Annotated in this window: 19 protein-coding genes and 1 tRNA gene; 4 read left to right on the plus strand and 16 right to left on the minus strand. The window is 61.2% G+C overall.

What is annotated here, in order from left to right:
- Positions 1-5 precede the first annotated feature (5 nt).
- From LY284_RS06790 to LY284_RS06850, 13 genes are all read right to left on the minus strand, one after another.
- A complete protein-coding gene (locus LY284_RS06790) occupies positions 6-2,327 on the minus strand; it encodes a hypothetical protein (RefSeq protein WP_233385344.1) in 2,322 nt (773 codons plus the stop codon).
- Positions 2,328-2,401: 74 nt separating this feature from the next.
- Positions 2,402-3,343, minus strand: a complete 942-nt coding sequence (locus LY284_RS06795) for a hypothetical protein (RefSeq protein ID WP_233385346.1) — start codon at positions 3,341-3,343, stop codon at positions 2,402-2,404.
- An 11-nt stretch (positions 3,344-3,354) separates the two neighbouring features.
- Entirely contained in the window at positions 3,355-3,606 is a 252-nt protein-coding gene (locus LY284_RS06800; protein ID WP_233385354.1) for a hypothetical protein, read from the minus strand.
- Between the two features lie 10 nt (positions 3,607-3,616).
- On the minus strand, positions 3,617-4,189 hold the full coding sequence (locus LY284_RS06805; protein ID WP_233385357.1) for a hypothetical protein: 573 nt from the start codon (positions 4,187-4,189) through the stop codon (positions 3,617-3,619).
- On the minus strand, positions 4,186-4,428 hold the full coding sequence (locus LY284_RS06810) for a hypothetical protein (protein WP_233385359.1): 243 nt from the start codon (positions 4,426-4,428) through the stop codon (positions 4,186-4,188). Before LY284_RS06810 ends, LY284_RS06805 begins: the two co-directional genes overlap by 4 nt.
- 12 nt (positions 4,429-4,440) lie before the next feature.
- The gene (locus tag LY284_RS06815) at positions 4,441-4,932 is read right to left on the minus strand and encodes a hypothetical protein (protein WP_233385367.1); all 492 of its coding nucleotides are present in this window, start codon (positions 4,930-4,932) and stop codon (positions 4,441-4,443) included.
- 244 nt (positions 4,933-5,176) lie between these two features.
- The gene (locus tag LY284_RS06820; protein ID WP_233385369.1) at positions 5,177-5,626 is read right to left on the minus strand and encodes a hypothetical protein; all 450 of its coding nucleotides are present in this window, start codon (positions 5,624-5,626) and stop codon (positions 5,177-5,179) included.
- A gap of 82 nt (positions 5,627-5,708) precedes the next feature.
- The gene (locus tag LY284_RS06825) at positions 5,709-5,906 is read right to left on the minus strand and encodes a hypothetical protein (protein WP_233385371.1); all 198 of its coding nucleotides are present in this window, start codon (positions 5,904-5,906) and stop codon (positions 5,709-5,711) included.
- Positions 5,907-5,936: 30 nt separating this feature from the next.
- On the minus strand, positions 5,937-6,107 hold the full coding sequence (locus LY284_RS06830) for a hypothetical protein (RefSeq protein WP_233385379.1): 171 nt from the start codon (positions 6,105-6,107) through the stop codon (positions 5,937-5,939).
- A 20-nt stretch (positions 6,108-6,127) separates the two neighbouring features.
- Complete coding sequence (locus LY284_RS06835; protein WP_233385388.1) at positions 6,128-6,403, minus strand: hypothetical protein; 276 nt, start codon at positions 6,401-6,403, stop codon at positions 6,128-6,130.
- Between the two features lie 5 nt (positions 6,404-6,408).
- Positions 6,409-7,251, minus strand: a complete 843-nt coding sequence (locus LY284_RS06840; protein ID WP_233385390.1) for a hypothetical protein — start codon at positions 7,249-7,251, stop codon at positions 6,409-6,411.
- Between the two features lie 447 nt (positions 7,252-7,698).
- Entirely contained in the window at positions 7,699-8,292 is a 594-nt protein-coding gene (locus LY284_RS06845) for a hypothetical protein (RefSeq protein ID WP_233385398.1), read from the minus strand.
- A gap of 110 nt (positions 8,293-8,402) precedes the next feature.
- A complete protein-coding gene (locus LY284_RS06850) occupies positions 8,403-9,029 on the minus strand; it encodes a recombinase family protein (RefSeq protein ID WP_233385407.1) in 627 nt (208 codons plus the stop codon).
- Between the two features lie 575 nt (positions 9,030-9,604).
- Here LY284_RS06850 and LY284_RS06855 point away from each other — a divergent pair.
- The 4 genes from LY284_RS06855 (at position 9,605) to LY284_RS06870 (ending at position 11,424) form a co-directional block, all read left to right on the plus strand.
- Complete coding sequence (locus LY284_RS06855) at positions 9,605-10,405, plus strand: AbiJ-NTD4 domain-containing protein (protein WP_255724161.1); 801 nt, start codon at positions 9,605-9,607, stop codon at positions 10,403-10,405.
- Between the two features lie 134 nt (positions 10,406-10,539).
- Positions 10,540-10,616, plus strand: a tRNA-Pro gene (locus LY284_RS06860).
- An 87-nt stretch (positions 10,617-10,703) separates the two neighbouring features.
- On the plus strand, positions 10,704-10,958 hold the full coding sequence (locus tag LY284_RS06865; protein WP_014191073.1) for a hypothetical protein: 255 nt from the start codon (positions 10,704-10,706) through the stop codon (positions 10,956-10,958).
- A gap of 85 nt (positions 10,959-11,043) precedes the next feature.
- Positions 11,044-11,424, plus strand: coding sequence for a hypothetical protein (locus LY284_RS06870; RefSeq protein ID WP_233385416.1), 381 nt, complete (start codon positions 11,044-11,046; stop codon positions 11,422-11,424).
- A gap of 106 nt (positions 11,425-11,530) precedes the next feature.
- Here LY284_RS06870 and LY284_RS06875 read toward each other — a convergent pair whose 3' ends face one another.
- The 3 genes from LY284_RS06875 to pheT form a co-directional block, all read right to left on the minus strand.
- Positions 11,531-11,911 (minus strand): MerR family transcriptional regulator, encoded by a 381-nt coding sequence (locus tag LY284_RS06875; protein WP_014191072.1) that lies wholly within the window; start codon positions 11,909-11,911, stop codon positions 11,531-11,533.
- A 91-nt stretch (positions 11,912-12,002) separates the two neighbouring features.
- Entirely contained in the window at positions 12,003-12,407 is a 405-nt protein-coding gene (locus LY284_RS06880) for an integration host factor subunit alpha (RefSeq protein ID WP_014191071.1), read from the minus strand.
- 62 nt (positions 12,408-12,469) lie between these two features.
- Complete coding sequence (gene pheT, locus LY284_RS06885; RefSeq protein WP_014191070.1) at positions 12,470-14,902, minus strand: phenylalanine--tRNA ligase subunit beta; 2,433 nt, start codon at positions 14,900-14,902, stop codon at positions 12,470-12,472.
- Positions 14,903-14,956: the final 54 nt, after the last annotated feature.

Consider the following 14,956-nt stretch of genomic DNA (forward strand, 5'->3'; position numbering starts at 1 on the left):
CGCTGTTAGAAGACGCCCGCTACCGGGTCGCCAAGCACATCGCCGGGTTTGTTGCCGTACGACGAGTCCAGCGACTTCTTCGCCATACGCTTACCGAAGCTCGCCGCGTCCACCGTGATGTTCAACGGTGCGTGGTCGCCCTTGCGGTAGAGGTTGAGGTTCAAGTTGCCGCCGCCGATGTACTGGCCCCACTGCACATGCCAGTCGTCGGGATTGAAGTTCGACATGTCGCCTCCCTGCCCCTTGACTGCCTCACGCGAGAGGTCAGCGATCTCCTCGCGCATCGAGTCTTGGTAGAGCTTCGAGTCCTGCGACGCGGTAGCGCCGGGAACCTTCGTCACGTAGTCCTTGAACAGTTGGCCCTTGCCCCACTTGCCCTTGTCTTCAGGGATCAGAGCGCCGGGTACAGCCGTGGCCGAGCCGACCACCTCCTGATACGCCATGCGCGCCGCGTCATCGTCCGACAGACCGAACGCCGCCTTCTTCTGCGCCATGCGGTCAGCGATCTTGCCTGCGAGAAGGCTCTTGTTGCCGTCGCTGATGTCCCATGCCGACAGACTGCCCTGCCGGAACGGATTCCACCACGGACCCGACTGGCTGTTCACGTACGTGAGCGCTTCCTTCTTGTCGGCTGCGTTCGCCTGCGCGAGCCGCCCGCGATTGCGCTGTGCCCGGATCATGTCGAACTGCTGCGGGTCCGTGAGGTCCGCGTTACTGTCGAGGATGGAAAGTACGGACTCCGCGTTATCACCGAAGTACGCCTTGACCGCCCCTGCACCGCCCGGCCCTTCGCGGAGCTTCTGCGCCAGCCCCATAACGTCGCGCTGCTGCGGTGTCGCCGGGCCTACGCCGTCGAACATGTTCCCCATCGTGCTGTCGATGTAGCCTTGCAGCATCGGCGGGTGCATGTCCTTCTCCTTGGCGTTAGCGCTGGCGTGCGCCATGAAGGTGTTCCACGTCGGATCGCCGTCACCGTTCGCCAGCTTCGCCTTCAGCGCGTCCTGCCATGCACCATTCAGCATCGTCACCTGCGCGCCTTCCGGGATCGGGAATCCCTTCAGCGCTTCTGGCTTGTCCGAGGCCCATGCGTTGCCGACGAGCGTCTGTCCCTGCTCGTAGTTGAGCAGCCCCAACTGCGCTCGCTGCAAAACGCGCTGCTGCCGCAGATTGTTCACGTCCATCTTCTGCAAGGTCTGCGCGATCTTCTCGGGCGTGAAGGGAACAGTGGCGTCGCCATTCTTCAGCTTCCAGTCCGCGTTCACCTTATCCATCTGAGCAATCGCGGCTGCATGTCCTTCCGCCGAGGTAGCGTACGGACTGATGCCCTGCGTCATGCGGAACTCCAACGTATGAACATCATCGAGCGTGCGTACGTTGTCCGGGTTCTTCATGGCCCACTGCGCCTCAAGGCGCGGAATCTTGTCCTCCAGTTCCGCCTTCATGCCTGCGTCGAGGGACTGGTACTCAGGCTGCTGCTTGATAGCGCGCACGGCCTGCCAGTTCCCGGTCATTGCGTTGGATACCGTAACGTCTCGCAGCGCTCGTTGGTACGAGGACAGGTCCATGTTCTCCGGGCGCTGAATCTGCTGGCGGTAGTTCTCGTGCATCTGCGCAATGTCGTCGTCCGTCAGGTTGGAACTGGCACCTGCCGTCGTCTGCATTGCCTTGGCCGCAGTCGTCGCCATGTTCGTGAAACCGTTGTAGTTCTGCTCCTGCGTGTACTGCACGTACTGCTGCATGTGCTGCGAGAGCATCTGCGGCATCTGCTCCGCGAGCTTCTGCTGCACCATCGCGTCCGTCCACTGGTCGCCCGTTTGCGGCACCTGCGACATCTTCTGCACGACGTACGCCCGCACCTGATCCGGCGACTTCTCGCGCAACTGCGGCATGGCCTGCATGAATTGAGTCTGCGCATCGTTCATCGCCGCATTGACGTTGAACATCTGCGCGCCCTGCACCGTGGCGTCCGGGCCGTACAGCTTCGTGTACCACGGCTGGTCGTTCTCGATCTCGATAAGCGACTTGCCCTGCGCGGCCTGCGCCATACCGTCCGCGTACTGCTCCTTCTTGGCCCGGTCGATGTACGGCTGGATAGCACCGTTCGTCAGCTTGTTAAGGCTGTCGATGTCGATGCCTGATCCAAGCACGCCCTGCCGCCGCTGCGCGTTGGCGAACGCGGCGATGTCCGTGCCGCCCTGCGCCACCTGTCCGCTGGACTGCTGCGCGTACGACCCGCCGCCGCTGAACGTGGTGGAGCTTCCGGTCACACCACTGCCTTGCTGGACGACTACGCCGCCGTTGTTGTCGAGGCTAAAATTCATTCCCATACATGGTACTCCTTATCGTTAGTCTGTTGATTGAAACGTTCAGAAGGTGAGCGACGGCGCAAGCCGCTACCCGATCAAACGTCGCCCGACAATGTGAAGTTGAAGCCGCCGCTGCTACTGCTGTCGCTACCGCCGAGGTTCCAATCGTTGCCGCTGGACTGGCCGCTGTTGAAGCCGTAGCTGTTGCCGCCGCTCGCGTTCGTGCTCGTCCATGTGTCGCCCACGGAGTTGACGCCGTTGATGACCGCGTTGGACGAGTAGCCGTTCGTCTGCCCGACGCCGCCGCTGCCGGTGCTGTTGTCCGAGCCGTAGCCGACTGACGTGCCGCCGCCTCCGCTGTTTCGGAACTGGCTGAAGCCACCGCCGCCAGCCGCGCCCATCAGGGCCATCTGCGCCGCCGTGAGGTCGGGCTGCTTCGCGGGCTTGATGTAGGTAGTAGGAATCGCGGCTTGGTAGTTCATGTTCGCCACCGTCTCGCCGTAGTCCTGTGACATGATGAGATTCGAGCGCAGCCCGTTATTCATCATCACGTTGTCGAACGTCTGTTGCTGCATCTTCGTGGCCTGCCCGGTCGTGAGGCGCGCATTGCGACCCTTCATCGTGGCGCGCATGATGTCTGCGCTGGTGCCGCCGACGCCGCGTGCTGCGTTGTCTGCGTTGATCGCGCCGAGTGCCTGTGCAGCCTGAATCTGCTGCTCGACGTTGCCCCGGATCATCGAGTCTAGAACGCGGGCTTGATTCACCTGCGCGGTGTTCCATTGCGCACCAGCCGCCGCTGCCTTGGCACTGTTGCTGATCGAGCGCTGCGTGTTCGCCAGATTCGCCTGCGCTGCTGCAAAGCCGTTACCGGCCTCGCGCAGCTTGTTGGCGTTAGCCGCCTGATCCTGCGAGAGCAGGTTAGCGGCGTCGGTCTTGGCTGAGTCCACCGTGTACTGCGCATTGTTCTGCGCATTCAGGATCGTGCCTTGATAGACGCCGGACACAGCGCCCACGATCATCTGAACGAATTGACACATAAGGTTCTCCTTTAATGAATTGTCGCGGACGCGATCACCGGGATAAGCCCTAGCATCGCGCCGCGTCCGTATTGCGTTAGGTACGCCAGCACTTCGGGGCGCGCTGGATGTCCGGGTCGGATGATTACCAAGCCCATGAATTCGGCCAGCTTCGCTTCGCCTTCTGCGGTATTGCGAGCGTGCTTGTTCGCCTCGGTTGCAAGTTCGACAAGCGTCCGACCTACTGGCATGCGCGAAGGCTCTCCGATGTAGTTGATGCTCATTGTTTCCTCATTAGATTGACCAACCCGCCAGCCGAAGCAATGCGATCAGGTCGGGATATTGGTTGCAAAGCTCGAAGACACGCCAGCCGGGAACGTCGCGAAAGTCTTCGTTGTTGATGTGCGCGTGCTCGCATCGCACGGCAAGGCGTCCACCGGGATAGGAGCGTGCGCGCCATCCGCCGCTGTGGTACTCGATGAAATCGCCAGCGCGCTCGCGGCGTCGCTCGTCTTGTCGTGCTAGATAGCCGTCGCGGGATTGGCTCGCCGTCCAGCGCGTCACGCATCGACCACGCCCGTCCGTCTCGAAGTGCGTGCGCTTCCGCTGGCAAGTCCAGCACGCGGAGTCGTAGACCCTTCGCCGGGTCGTGTCGCACCGCTCGCACAGCTTCCCGTCGAACCATGTGCGGCCTGCGATCAGCGCGTCGATGCGCTCCGGGTAGCGTGTCTGCTCACGCAGCGCCCGCTCGAAGGCATGGTCAGCGCGGGCCGCGTCTCGGTGTTGGCGCGTCAGCTTGGCAGCGTACGGCGCGATCTGCCACAGGCCGCGCTCGCGGTGCCGCCTTGCGCCGGGAGGCAGGCTCACGGAATCGCCGCCAGTGACTCGGCAATGCCGGGAGCGCCTTCGGCCTGCGGGAGCGTCATCGCCTGTTCCACCTGCGCGAAGACTAGGGCCAGCCTCAGAATGGCCTCTACCTCACTGGCTTCGATGTCAACGGTCGCTGCGATGGTCGCGACACTCGCGCCACATAGGAACAAGCGCGTAACCAGCATCCGGTCAGGTTCGGTGCGAGTCGGCATGTTTTCGTCACTCTTGTTTGTCATTCCGAGCCCCGCTTAGGCGCTGATGTATCCGCGAGCGTGGTCGCGATAATGCTTCTCCAACGCGGTCATGGGGTCAGCATCGCGCCCGCGCACGTCAGCCGGGATAAGCGCGGGCTGTGCGGCCACAGCCGCCCACATCACACGGTCGCCGCTACTGAGCAGCTTGCCGTCGAGAGGGACGCCCTTGTAGGTGCCGACGACTCGGTACTGCCGCAGGGCATTCGCCAGCGCATCAGACTGCGGCGGGGCGTACTCGATGCGCTCGATCTGATAGCCGGATGCCGCACGTTCGAAGTCGTTGCGCCGGATGCCGTCGAGATTTTCATTGATGAAGGCTGCTTCCGCCTCCGCTGCGCGAAGCACGTCCGCAGCGTCCAGCAGGCGCTTAAGCTGTTCCGCCAGCGGCTTCGTATCGTTGATGATGGTGCCGAGTTCGATCATGCGTTGCCGCGCTGCCGCCTCGTCGCTCGGGAGATTGAAATTCAGTTCGGGCTTGCGTGCCATGTGATGTTCCTTAGATTGTCTGTTGGTTGGAATGCCCGGATGTCGCTCCGGGCCTGCGGCCATCACACGATGACGGGCGACTCACCTGCTGTACGGTCAGCGGCTTCTTCCTCGGCGGTGCGGGCTGCGCAGCCTTGCCGCTTCCTGAACGCAGCGGCATGGCGCTCTTGACGCTCTTGCAACAGCTTGACGCGCACGCTCGCTGGAATGCGCTCGCCGTCGATGTGGGTCGGAACCGGCTCGATCACAGCGCGATGAACGCCGATGCCTTAGCGTCAGCCGGATAGTTCGGGCCGAGCGACGCATGCACGCGGGTCGATGCCATGTAGCCGGTCGATGCTTGGGCCATGCTGCGGACGCGGATCGACTCGTTCAGCAAGTGCGCTGCAAGCTCCGGGTACTTCCGGACGTTCTCGATATGCTCAGGGCTGATGCGAAGGCCCGCAACCTCTGCGTAGCGCACCGGGTCGTCCTTTACCGACACCACGTCGCCATTACCTGCCCGGAGGGTGAGAGGCATCCATCCCGCCAGCATGGCGTCCTCTGCGTTACGGTCGTACTGCACCGGGCTTTGCACACCCGCCCCTGCGCCGCCCTTTGCCACCGACCAGCTACGGGACGCCTGCGCCGTGCCGCTGCCGCGAGTCGGAAGACCGCTGCCGAATTGCCGAATCTCGTTACCTTTTGCGTCCATGCGGACGACTCGTGCTCCACCTGCCATAGTTTAATACTCCTTATTTAATTGCTCGTGCGGAAGGCCACGGGCGAGCCTATGGTTAATGCTGAACCGCCTTCACTGCTGCCTTCTCGCGGGCCTTGTGCTTGCGCGCTGCGTACGTCGGTAGTGAGCCGGTAAGTTGCTCAACGACTTCGCGCCACGTACAGACGCCGCTTTTGCTCGCCCGACGTGTCAGGGACTCGTAGTAGGCGCGGGCCTCGACGTTGTGTTCCAGAGGATGAACGATCGTCTTCATGTGTATCTCCATCAAACGCCACAGCGGGCGTCAAGTCTTAAGGTTGAAAGGTAGCGAGAAGTTAGCCTCCACCTCTCGTGCCTCCTTGATGCGCTTCGAATGATCCTCGTCTCGGATCATCGCGGGCGTCATACTGCGGCCATTGATCTCCCGGTCGCTCACCCATTGCTTCCACTGCTTCTTGGTATTTGGTCGGTTCATTCCGTTCTCCATTTCTAGGTTTAATCGGCGTTCAGGCCGCGCTCTACTTCACGCGCCTTCACTAAGAGGTGCGGCCATGCGCCGCTTACTAGCTCCATGATGGCAGTCTGCTCGTCTGCGTAATCCGCAGCATCCGGTTCGCTGACGGCAGCGAAGTAGTCGTCCATCGTCGCATTCGAGAACTCCGCTGCACGTTCGGAGCCGAGGCATTGCACGAGCAAGACGGTTGCGCGAAGTCGTGCTTGGTCGGGCGTCAGTTCCCCGTCCGCTAGCCCTTCCAGCGCGAGATAGTCCAAGCTAATCATTCGGTCGTTTCCTCAGTGTTGATGGCGCGCCGAAGCTCACGGTCCCAATGACGGCGCTTCGCGTTCTTCTGTTTGTTGGTTTCTTCTGTCCAAATGGGCCGGTCGGCTCTCGTCTCACCAGCGCGGATCAGGGCGTCGCGGATCGCTCGCTGATCGTTGCTCGCGCTAGCCATCGCTTTCGCATCAGCATCCTGAAACTGCTGAAGACCAAGACTTCGCATTGCGAGAACGACGGTCATGGGAAGCGTTTGTCCTGCGAACCGGATGCCGAGGCGATGCCATGGCTTTTCATCGTAGGAAGTAATCGAGACGTACGGATAGAACTTGCCGCACTGGCCGGTTTCGCGATCTCTCGGAACCTTCTCAATGAAGGTCACTCCGTCTGGATGGAAAGAGGTGCTGATGGCGCACTCGATAGCGTCCGATCCGCCCTGCTTCCCGGCCTTCACTGCGTCGCGGATACTCAGGCCATTCGTGAGAGTGGACGCGTCGTACATGGCGTCGCTAAGGATCGATGCCACCACCTGCCGAGCCTTATCGCTGAGTGGCTTGGATAGACGAGTCGGTGGGAAAGCATCCGGGTGTTGAAGTTCTGACCGAATCAAATCGGCCATGTCCTGCCGGGTGCCTACCGACAATTCGGGACTGGCGACTAGCGCCTTAGCCAACGTGCCGGGCCAATTCTTGTATCCGTCAAGGACGTGCACCTTCGTCACGATGGCGAGGTTGGTGCCGTCCTCGGCGTACATCCGGGCCTGCTGATCTGCTGCGTTCGCCATGTTCGCGGAAGCGTACGCGGCGTGTTCCTGCCGCAAATCGCGGCTGTTCATCACGGTCAATCGTCCTCCAGATGGTAAAGGTGCCTACTAGGTGTCACCTGTGGATCGGCGGGCGAACGGTCTTATAAGGGTTTGCGGGCGATGAAATGGCACATGTGCCTATTTATGCACACCTGCCACCGGCGATACATTACATTTGCCTTACACCAAGCCTTATAAGAACACTCGCTCGATGGGTGATACAGAATGCTCGGGAAGCGTTCAACGCCCTCCGAGGGTGGCGGGCCTGAGCGCGCCCCTGCGTCGGACTCTGAAACCGTAGCACCGCGCCACCGATCAGCCTTCTGGACGCGTTGAGCCACGGCACGAGATAGTCCGGTGCCATCGATTGAATCCCTGTTTGTTGTGTCTTTCAAGTCGTGCGTAATTGCCCGCCCTTGTGGGACGGGCCTTACGGGTTACTGGATGCCGTTCACCAGCGCGGAGCCGATGAAGGTGTTGGAATCATTACTGAGCGTATTCGACGGTCGCCGTCACGTACCGGCAGTCCAGCACGCACTCGCCAGCGGCCTCTGCCCGGATCAGTGCCTCGATAGCCCGAAGCTCGGCGTGTTTCTCGCCCGTCGCCTCGGCTACGGCCTGCCATGCCGCAGCGCCAGCCCAAGCCGCACGGACTGCCCGCAGCGCCTTCTCGTCGTCGTTGGCGTCTGCCGCCCACGGTGCGCCCTGTAGCTGCCAGCCAGCGGTGTCCACCACCGTCCCGGCCTCGGCAAGCGCCTCGTACCCGGCCTCGCCAGCGTCCGCAAGCTCGCTCGCCCGGCCCTCATAGCCGTCATAGAACTCCATCTGCGCCTCCCGGTCGCCCTGCCATGCCGGGAAGACGATCTGCGAGACGAACGCCCACGACACAGCGCAGTGTTCGGCCATGCTGGACGGGCGGACACCCATCATCTCGACTTCCTCGGCGGTCGGCTCGTCGCCAATGGACATCAGCCAGCCCCAATCGACTTCAGCGAAGAACGCGCCCTCGCTGTAAGCGTCGTGCGGCAAGCAGCGCGTGATGGACGGTTCGAAGGTTGCTGCATTGTTGTTCTGGTTCATGATCTTCTTTTACGGTATCGTGCGAGCGCGCTGGCCCGCGTGGTCAAGGGTTGCCCGGTCGTTCCCTGCCAAGAGTTAACCGGGTTGCTACGGCGTGCGGTGCCAGCGCCCTACTCGGCTACACTCTCCTTGGCGACAGATGCGATGGTCGCCCGCGAGCAGTTGAGGTTTGTCTGAATCCACTGCCACGACATACCCTTTGCCAGCGCTTCGCGGATTGACTTGCGCTTTGCTGTGTCGATCACGCGCCCCTTGTACTTACCGGGCGTCACCTTCGCCTTGGCGATACCTTCTGCCTGACGGCGGCGGCGGTCCTCGTAATCCTTCCGGGCAATCGCCGCAAGCATGTCCAGCAGCATCCCGTTGATTGCATCCAGCATCCGATCAGTGAAATCGTCACCGTCTTTCGGTTTGATGTGTCGATGCGATGTCGGCAGATCGAGAGCAACGACGCGCACGCCACGAGCAGAGATGTCATCGCGCAGTTTCAGCCAGTCCTCGGTATTCAGACGTGATAGCCGATCCACCTGCTCCAGCAGGAGAACGTCACCCGGCTCGCAATCGCCTAGCAGCCGGAATAGCTCCGGGCGCTTCAGGCTCGCCCCAGACTCGTTCTCGGGATACCACGCATGCACCTTGACGCCGTGTTCTTTGGCGAATGCCTGCAAGGCTCCCTTGGCGCGCTGCGCATCCTGTTCATCAGTGGACGCCCGCATGTAGGCGCGGATAGTTGTCATGAGGTCTCCGGTACTGTTGATGTCAATTCATAGTACCGGTACTATTAGGGTTGCGCAAGTCCTATTTGCAGTACCAAAACCAGTGTGTCGAGTCAGGTATGCCCTTTCAGTACTGACGCGCAAGCGGACCTGTCCCACGGATTGCTAGACTCGATGTGACACGACCGAGGAGCCAGCATGAACCTTCAAAATGATTCACACGCCCCGGCGAGAATTGACGCAGCCGTCGCAGCAGCGAACGGCCGCGTACGACGCCAGATACGGTTGATAAAACTGATGACTGCAGAGGGTTGCGACACGCAGTTAGCACTGCGAGTGCTGAAAGTATTGCGCGACTCACGCGACGCGCTCGCTGAGCGTCGTGACTTGACCCTCGAATCGATCAGCCTCGTACGCCGATGTCTCAAGGCTGCCAGCAACTAAAGACGATCCAGAGAAGAACGCAGGCGCGGCGTACGGGGGGCGCAGGCAGGCGCGTGGGCGGCGTAAGTGCCCGCGAATAGCTGAAGCAAAATTGGGCTGGGCTAAAATATCGGACTTAATTCTGCCAGCGTCTCGCTAAAGGTTTTCTAAAGATGCCGTCATTCAGTCAGCGGTTGGGACTCGTTGCGCTCCCTGAGACGTTGAAGCCTGATGCTATGCCACACGAACTGCGCAATTCGCTTTGGAATGCGTTGTGTGATTGGAAGCGGAATCGTGACCCGCGCACATTGCATCCTGTTATTTGGCGAGAATTCTGGAAGCTCCCTGCTGACTCGATGCCTCAGATTTACGACTTCCAAGACGGCGATGCCGCAGCGTGGAAGCAAGTTCGCGACTATTTCTTCAATTCAGAATGGAATCGCGTTTATGACTTACTGGATTTTCTGATCCAGCGGGATAAGCAAGGAAGGTTGGCGCAGTTAGTGAACGGCGTGCTTATGGCTGAACTTGCTGCGTATCGCGTCATTGAAGGGCAGATTGTGCCCGTCACCTCCGACGCTGAGGTGAAGGCGCTAGAAATGTCGCTGGCGCTCAAAGGTCCGTTTGCGGCCGCCAGCGAACATCTCGCCACGGCTCTTGCTCTCCTCAGTAATCGCCAGCATCCCGATTACCGCAATTCCATCAAAGAGTCGATCTCTGCGGTCGAGGCGGCAGCGCGGGTTATCTGCGGTAAAGAGAAGGCCACACTTGGCGAAGCGCTAGGGATTCTGGGGAAGAAAGGGGCTCTGCACAGCGCACTGAAGTCGGCGTACTCATCCTTATACGGATACACGAACGACGCGGATGGTATTCGCCACGCGCTTATGGACGAGCCGAACCTGACAGCGGACGACGCGAAGTACTTCCTGATCGTGTGTAGCGCGTTCGTGAATTACCTAAAGACACTCGCTTGACTGGGCGGGCTTCCGCCCCACCAAATCGTCTGCTACAATCGCGTCTCTTTGCTACACAACCTGCTGCCACACAGCGCAGTTCAGGATCGTGGCGGATGATTCAGCGGTAACGTCGGATCGCCCGCAAAGGCATACGGGGCGTAGCGCAGCCTGGTAGCGTACCTGCATGGGGTGCAGGTGGTCGGAGGTTCAAATCCTCTCGCCCCGACCAGAAATCAAAGGCTCTCCGGCTTATGCCGGAGGGCCTTTTTTCTTTGGCCCGTCGAGGCCGTCGTATCGAACATGGCGAGCAAAAACAATGGCGTATAACAAGCTCAACAACCCGCGCGCGTTTCCCGGCAACAGCAACTACGGCATGTCGTTGCGAGACTACTTCGCGGGACAGGCGCTTGCCGGCGACATGGCCGACGAAGCCCTGCCGAGCGATGCATCGTCCGCGCTGCTGGAAGAACGCGCCCAATTCTATTACCGTCTGGCCGACGCCATGCTCAAGGTGCGCGCCGAGGACGAAGCCGTCACGAAGACGACCGCATTGATGGGCATGACCATCTAGCGCATACGCTGCGGCGAGCCGTTTTGATCATACTTGAAAGCCAAAAAAACACTTGTGTGTCAGTTATTTAAGGCCTACTCTTAAGGTGACACGTAAGGAACGGCGCCCCATGCCTTTGTCTGTTTCAGCGCTGGCGCAACTGCCGCGCATTCGATCTGACCGAACCTCTTCCGCGTTGCGCGCCGAGGTGGCGAGGTGGTTCCATCCGGCAAGCCGTGCGCGTGTTTCCCGTTTCGGGCGCATCTATCCAGGCGGTAGCCGCTACGTCTGCGTGAGCGCGCCGAAATCAGGCGGTCTATTCGCGCTTTACTTCTTCCACCACGGCGCCGGCGACTGGCGCATCTATCCGCCCTGGGGCATCGGACCAAGCATCGTCTACTGGTCGATCAACATCGCGATGCCGGAGCGCCAGTCTCAGGCGGCAGTTGGTCAGCAGAAGCGCATTCGCTCCGCCATCGAGTCTTGAGGGCAATCGGCAAGCGCCGCACGCATCACGCGTATCGTCCGGACGAAAAAATGCCGCGACGAATCGCGGCATTGCAGAGTGTATTCAGGGTTAAGGCGGAAGGCGTTCATCCGCCCAGCAAATCGATCACCTGAAGAATGTCCTTGCGCAACTGATCGACATCGACGGCCGGTTGCGCTTGCGTCGCAGCCTGCGCTTCCATCATCTCGGTTTCATCGCCGTTTGCGCGCCCTTGCGAATCGAGGCGATTGCGCGCGCCGTTGATCGTGAAGCCTTGTTCATACAACAACTCGCGAATGCGCCGGATCAGCAACACCTCGTGGTGCTGATAGTAACGGCGATTGCCGCGCCGCTTGACCGGCCTTAGTTGCGTGAACTCCTGCTCCCAATAGCGCAAGACGTGAGGCTTGACGCCACACAACTCGCTGACTTCGCCAATCGTGAAGTAACGCTTGGCGGGGATCGGAGGCAAGACGACTTTTTCCATCGTCGATCAACCATCGTTATAAGTGATGTCGATTGAAGCGCGGTGGGCAAAAAGAGCGTGGCGCGCGGATGGTCCGCGCGCCGAAGCGAGATCAGCGAGTGAGATCCGTCTCCGCTCCCGTTTCGACCAGCGCCTTCAGCTTCTGACTTGCATGAAACGTGACGACCCGTCGCGCGGCGATAGGAATGGCCTCGCCCGTCTTCGGATTGCGGCCCGGACGTTGAGGCTTGTCGCGCAACTGGAAATTGCCGAACCCGGACAGCTTGACGCTCTCGCCGCTCTCCAGCGCATCGCGGATGACTTCGAAGAAGGCTTCGACCATATCCTTGGCTTCGCGCTTGTTCAGACCGACCTGGTCGAACAGCATCTCGGCCAGTTCGGCTTTCGTGAGCGTGGGCGTGTCGCCGGGCGCGCTCGAGGTCTGGGTATCTCGGGTCATGGCGCTACGCTGCGCCGAAAGAAGGGCTTCGAAATCACTCGAGTTCATTTGGTTCATATCGGTAGAACGGCGCTTGCCACGTTTGAGACTTGGGCGTTGACGGAGGGGCCAACTGCAGGCTATCCGCGCAACCGCGCGCCGTGTACTCGAGCCAGGCGATCCACCAGCGTTTTAATGGCCGTATCGACCGTTTCGTCCTGAAGCGTGCCGCCAGTATCTTGCAACGTTACACGGAAGGCAAGACTTTTCTCGTGCGCTCCCAAGCCACCGGAAGTATTTGATTTTGGACGAAATTCATCGAAAAGCGCAACCCTCGTGACGTGCCTGCAAGCGGTCTCCGAACGCGCGTTTTCGAGCTCGTCGATGAGCGCCTGAACGGGTACGTGTTGATCCACGACAATTGCGATATCGCGTCGCACGGGCGGAAATTTCGACACTTCCGAGGGCGCCGGCAGCGCGCGATCCATCAGCGCATCGGCGTCGATTTCGAAGAGGATCGGCGCATGCGACAGGTCGTATTTTTGCAGCCAGCGCGGATGCAACTCGCCGATCCAGCCGACCGCGCGCCCCGCCACTTCGATGCGTGCGCTGCGACCCGGATGCAGCGCCGGATGCTCGGCCGTCACGAAGCGCGGCGCGACCGGCGCGAAGAGCGCTTCGACGTCGCCCTTCACATCGAAGAAGTCGACGTTGCGCGACGCCGCGCCCCACTGCTCCTCGATCACCGGACCATATGCGAGGCCGCCGATCATCTTCGGCTGTGCGAAGCCTTCGACCGCGAGTTCGCCCGCCTTCACGGACGCGTCGCGATGGAACACACGCCCCGCCTCGAACACGCGTATGCGCTCGGCGCGGCGGTTCAGGTTGTGGCGCAGCACTTCGATCAGGCTGCCGAACGTCGTCGTGCGCATGACCGAAAGCTGGCTCGCGATCGGGTTGAGCAGCTTGATCGGGTTATCGTTGCCGGCGAAGTCCTTCTCCCATTCGGCATCGACGAAACTGAAGTTGACCGTCTCCGAATAATCGCGCGCGGCGACCGCATGCCGCAGCGTGTGGATCGAACGCTTCGTTTCGTTCGTGATGCGCATTTCGCTGCGCGCGACCGGCGGACGCGCCGGAATCTTCTCGAAACCGTAGATGCGCGCGACTTCCTCGATCAGGTCTTCCTCGATCTCGATATCGAAGCGATACGGCGGCGGCGTGACTTTGAACGACTCGCCGTCGCGCTCGAAGGCGAGGTTCAGGCGCGTGAAAATCTGCGCGATCTCTTCCGCGCCGATCTCCACGCCGATGATGCGATGCGCGCGCGACACGCGCATCGTGACCGGGTTGCGCTCGGGCACGTTGACGATCTGATCGTCGACGGGACCGGCTTCGCCGCCGCAGATATCGAGAATCAGGCGCGAGATGCGCTCGATATGCTCGACGGTCGTCGAATAATCGACGCCGCGCTCGAAGCGATGCGCGGCATCGGTCGAGAAGTTGTACTTGCGCGCGCGACCGCGGATCGAGTCCGGCCACCAGAACGCGGCTTCGAGATAGATGTTGGTCGTGTCGAGCGTGACGGCCGTACTGTCTCCGCCCATGATGCCCGCGAGGCTTTCGAGATGATGGTCGTCCGCGATCACGCCGACCGTTTCATCGACTTCGATGGTATTGCCGTTCAGCAGCTTGAGCGACTCGCCCTTCTTGCCCCAGCGTACTTCCATCGCGCCGTGAATCTTGTCGAGATCGAACACGTGCGACGGGCGGCCGAGTTCGAGCATCACGTAATTGGAGATGTCGACGAGCGCGGAAATGCTGCGCTGGCCCGCGCGCTCCAGACGCTCGACCATCCATTGCGGCGACTTTGCGTGCGCGTTCACGCCGCGGATCACGCGGCCCGAGAAGCGGCCGCACAGGTCCGGCGCGAGCACCTTCACGGGCAGCGTTTCGTCGAGCTTCGTTTCGACGGCAGGCATGTCGAGCGGCTTGAGCGGCGCACCGGTGATCGCGGCGGTCTCGCGCGCGACGCCGAACACCGACAGGCAATCCGCCTTGTTCGGCGTGAGCTTGATCTCGAACACGGTGTCGTCGAGATTGAGCGTCTCGCGGATGTCCTGGCCGACCTTTGCATCGGCCGGCAGGATCAGCAAGCCGCTGTGATCTTCGGACAGCTTCAGTTCGCGCGCCGAGCACAGCATGCCCTGGCTATCGACGCCGCGCAGCTTGGTCGGCTTGATCGCGAACGGCGGGCCGCCCGCTTCGGCCGACGGCAGTTCCGCGCCGATGAGCGCGACCGGCACCTTGATGCCCGGCGACACATTCGGCGCGCCGCACACGATGTTCAACGTCCCGCCCGTGCCGGCATCGACCTGACAGACATTGAGCTTGTCGGCGTTCGGATGCTTCGCCACTTCGAGCACCTGCCCGACGACGATCTTCGTGGTCGGCGGCGCGACCGGACGCAGGTCTTCGACTTCGAGACCGGCCATCGTCAGTGCATGCGCGAGTTCGTCGGTGGAGAGCTTCGGATCGACGAAACTGCGGAGCCAGGATTCTGGGAATTGCATGTGTGTCTACGTTCGAAATGTTTGGAGTCTCTCGTCCGGCTTTGGGCATTGCCT

Source organism: Caballeronia sp. PC1, assembly GCF_021353155.1.
Lineage (GTDB): Bacteria > Pseudomonadota > Gammaproteobacteria > Burkholderiales > Burkholderiaceae > Caballeronia > Caballeronia cordobensis.

Excerpts from the sequence above, each read along its gene's own strand:
- LY284_RS06800 (WP_233385354.1), bottom strand. The coding sequence starts at position 3,606 with ATGAGCATCAACTACATCGGAGAGCCTTCGCGCATGCCAGTAGGTCGG.
- LY284_RS06875 (WP_014191072.1), bottom strand. The coding sequence starts at position 11,911 with ATGGAAAAAGTCGTCTTGCCTCCGATCCCCGCCAAGCGTTACTTCACG.
- LY284_RS06830 (WP_233385379.1), bottom strand. The coding sequence starts at position 6,107 with ATGAACCGACCAAATACCAAGAAGCAGTGGAAGCAATGGGTGAGCGAC.
- LY284_RS06855 (WP_255724161.1), top strand. The coding sequence starts at position 9,605 with ATGCCGTCATTCAGTCAGCGGTTGGGACTCGTTGCGCTCCCTGAGACG.
- LY284_RS06810 (WP_233385359.1), bottom strand. The coding sequence starts at position 4,428 with ATGACAAACAAGAGTGACGAAAACATGCCGACTCGCACCGAACCTGAC.
- LY284_RS06825 (WP_233385371.1), bottom strand. The coding sequence starts at position 5,906 with ATGAAGACGATCGTTCATCCTCTGGAACACAACGTCGAGGCCCGCGCC.
- LY284_RS06880 (WP_014191071.1), bottom strand. The coding sequence starts at position 12,407 with ATGAACCAAATGAACTCGAGTGATTTCGAAGCCCTTCTTTCGGCGCAG.
- LY284_RS06850 (WP_233385407.1), bottom strand. The coding sequence starts at position 9,029 with ATGACAACTATCCGCGCCTACATGCGGGCGTCCACTGATGAACAGGAT.
- LY284_RS06865 (WP_014191073.1), top strand. The coding sequence starts at position 10,704 with ATGGCGTATAACAAGCTCAACAACCCGCGCGCGTTTCCCGGCAACAGC.
- LY284_RS06815 (WP_233385367.1), bottom strand. The coding sequence starts at position 4,932 with ATGGCACGCAAGCCCGAACTGAATTTCAATCTCCCGAGCGACGAGGCG.
- LY284_RS06845 (WP_233385398.1), bottom strand. The coding sequence starts at position 8,292 with ATGAACCAGAACAACAATGCAGCAACCTTCGAACCGTCCATCACGCGC.
- LY284_RS06820 (WP_233385369.1), bottom strand. The coding sequence starts at position 5,626 with ATGGACGCAAAAGGTAACGAGATTCGGCAATTCGGCAGCGGTCTTCCG.
- pheT (WP_014191070.1), bottom strand. The coding sequence starts at position 14,902 with ATGCAATTCCCAGAATCCTGGCTCCGCAGTTTCGTCGATCCGAAGCTC.
- LY284_RS06790 (WP_233385344.1), bottom strand. The coding sequence starts at position 2,327 with ATGGGAATGAATTTTAGCCTCGACAACAACGGCGGCGTAGTCGTCCAG.
- LY284_RS06795 (WP_233385346.1), bottom strand. The coding sequence starts at position 3,343 with ATGTGTCAATTCGTTCAGATGATCGTGGGCGCTGTGTCCGGCGTCTAT.